This window comes from Streptomyces sp. NPDC057623 (assembly GCF_042800355.1).
Taxonomy (GTDB): Bacteria; Actinomycetota; Actinomycetes; order Streptomycetales; family Streptomycetaceae; genus Streptomyces.
On sequence record NZ_JBHVGZ010000165.1, the window covers coordinates 1 to 2,794 of the forward strand.

General features: G+C 70.6%; 1 protein-coding gene. It reads right to left on the bottom strand.

Annotated elements, in window-relative coordinates; genetic code table 11:
• On the bottom strand, window positions 1–2,794 hold a 2,794-nt coding region (locus tag ACFU95_RS50835), incomplete at both ends, for a polyketide synthase dehydratase domain-containing protein (RefSeq protein WP_383844719.1).

Below are 2,794 nucleotides of genomic sequence, written 5' to 3' on the forward strand. Positions count from 1 at the left end.
GTGAGGGGGTGTGTGTGGGGGATGGTGGTGAGGAGGTGGGCGAGGGCGTCGTGGTCGGCGGCGTCGCAGGCGGCGATGCGGACGTCGGCGCCGAGTGCGGTGAGCTCGGCTTCCAGTTCCGCGGCACCCTCGGCATCCCGCCCCCGACGGCTCGTCAGCAGAAGATGCCGAGCGCCGTACTCGCTGACCATCTGACGCGCCGTCAACTGACCCAGGGTCCCGGTACCACCGGTGATCAGTACGGTTCCCTCCGGCTCGAAGTCACGCGGCAACACGACGACGTTCTTGCCGATGTGCCTGCCCTGGCTCATCTCCCGGAAGGCGGTGCGCGCATCCCGTACGTCCCAGGTGGTCAGCGGCGGCAGGGTCAGCACTCCCTGCTCGAACAACGCGACCAGCTCCCCCAGCATCCGCTGGATCAGGTCCTTGTCGATGTGGGCCAGCACGAACGCCTGGTACTCCACGTTCCGGTACTGCCGTGCGATCTGCTCAGGGTCACGGGTGTCCGTCCGGCCCATCTCGATGAACCGTCCGCCGTTGGTCTGGAGGCGGAGTGAGGCGTCGATGTACTCGCCGGTGAGGGAGTTGAGGACGACGTCGATGCCGCGGCCGTCGGTGGTGTGTTTGAAGTGTTCTTCGAAGTCGAGGGTGCGGGAGTTGGCGATGTGGTCGTCGGGTATGCCGGTGGCGCGCAGGAGGTCCCATTTGGCGGGGCTGGCGGTGGCGTAGACGTCGGCGCCTAGGTGCCGGGCGATCTGCGTCGCGGCGATGCCCACGCCGCCCGCGGCGGCGTGGATGAGCACCGACTCACCCTGCTTCAACCCGGCTAGATCACGCAGCGCGTAATAGGCGGTCAGATAGATCGTCGGTACCGCTGCGGCTTGGGTGTAGGTCCAGTGGTGGGGGATGGGGGTGATGGTGCGGTGGTCGGCGATGGCGTGGGGGCTGATGGTGGCGGGGAAGACGCCCATGACGCGGTCGCCGATGGTGAAGTCGGTGACGTCGGGTGCGGTTTCGGTGATGGTGCCGGCGCCTTCGCTGCCGAGGGGGGCGTCGGGTTCGGGGTACATGCCGAGGGCGATGAGGACGTCGCGGAAGTTGAGTCCGGCGGCGTGGACGTGGATGCGGACTTCGCCGGGGTTGAGGGGGCGTTGGGTGTCGGGGGTGGGTTGGAGGGTGAGGGCTTCGAGGGTGTGGTCGGGGCTGGGGGTAAGGCGCCAGGTGTCGGTGTCGGTGTCGGTGTTGGTGTTGGTGGGGAGGTGGAGTTGGGTGTCGGTGTGGTGGCGGGTGAGGCGGGGGACGTGGGAGGTGCCCTGGCGGATGGCGAGTTGGGGTTCGTCGAGGGTGGGCAGGGTGGCGGCGATCCGGTCCAGGGGGATGCTGTCGTCGGTGTCGACGAGGGTGATCCGGCCGGGGTTCTCCGCCTGCGCCGAACGCAGCAGACCGGCGGCCGCGGCGGCGGGCAGGTCCGTCAGCGAATGCCGGCCGTCGACAGCGAAGGCGCCATGGAGGACAGCCAGCAACCTCGTGTCCTCAAGACGGGGCTCGGCCAGATAAGCCTGGACGACCTCCAGCACCCGGCTGGTCAGCGAGTGAACGGACGCCGCGTCACAGTCGTCGAAGCCACCGTCCGCACCGACGCCCAGGACGAGGACGTCAGGGACCTCACCGGCCTCGGCCACCGCCCGTACATCCGCCCCGCTCACCACCGCGACCGGCTCCGGCCCAGCCTCTCGCCAAGTGACCTCAGCCGTCTCCCACGAGACGCGGTACAGATGGTCACGGCCGGAGTCGCCGGTCGTCCGCCGCACCTCAGCGGTGTTGAACGGCCGCGTGACAAGCGAGTCGACCGACGCGACCGCGGCGCCGGTGGCGTCCGCGACCCGCACCCTCATCGAGTCGGAGCCCTGCGGCGACAGCCGCACACGCAGGGTCGTGGCACCGGTCGCGTACAGCGACACGCCGTTCCATACGAAGGGCAGCATGAGCCGCCGCTCCGACGCTCCGTCCTCCGGCTCGCCGAAGACTCCGGCGTGCAGGCAGGCGTCGAGGAGGGCGGGGTGGAGGCCGTATCCCTCGGTCTTGCCCGCCTCCTCGGGCAGGGTGACCTCGGCGTACACGTCTGAGCCCTGGGTCCATACGGCACGCAGGCCGCGGAAGGCGGGGCCGTAGCCGTAACCGGTGGCGTCGAGTTCGCCGTACGCCCGCTCAGCGGCGCCGTCGAGCCGGACCGCGCCGGCCGGCGGCCACTGGGCCAGGTCGAAGTCCGGGGCGGGCGCCTCGGGAGACAGACGCGCGGAGGCGTGGCGCGTGAACCCGGCGCCAGGTTCCGCGTCCTCGGCACGGGAGTGGACGTGCGCCGTGCGCAGCCCGGACTCGTCAGGCCCGCTCACACTCACCCGGATGTGCAAGCCGCCTTCCTCGGGAACGAACAGCGGCGCCTCGATGACGAGCTCGGTGAGGTGACCGGTGTCGGCCTGGTCCCCGGCGCGGATGAGGAGGTCGACGAGGGCGGCCCCCGGCACGAGCGTGGTCCCGCCGGCGGCGTGGTCGGCCAGCCACGGCTGCGACCACAGAGACCAGCGGGAGGTGAAGAGCAGCCCGCCGGTGGCCGGGTCCTCCGCCAGGGCGCCCAGCATCGGATGCTCCACCGAGCCCAGTCCCAGATCCGCCGGATCACCCGTGCCGAGGCCCGAGTTCAGCCAGTAGCGGTGGTGTTGGAAGGCGTAGGTGGGGAGGTGGGGGGTGGTGTGGGGGGTGGGGAGGAGGGTGGTCCAGTTGGGGGTGGGGTTGG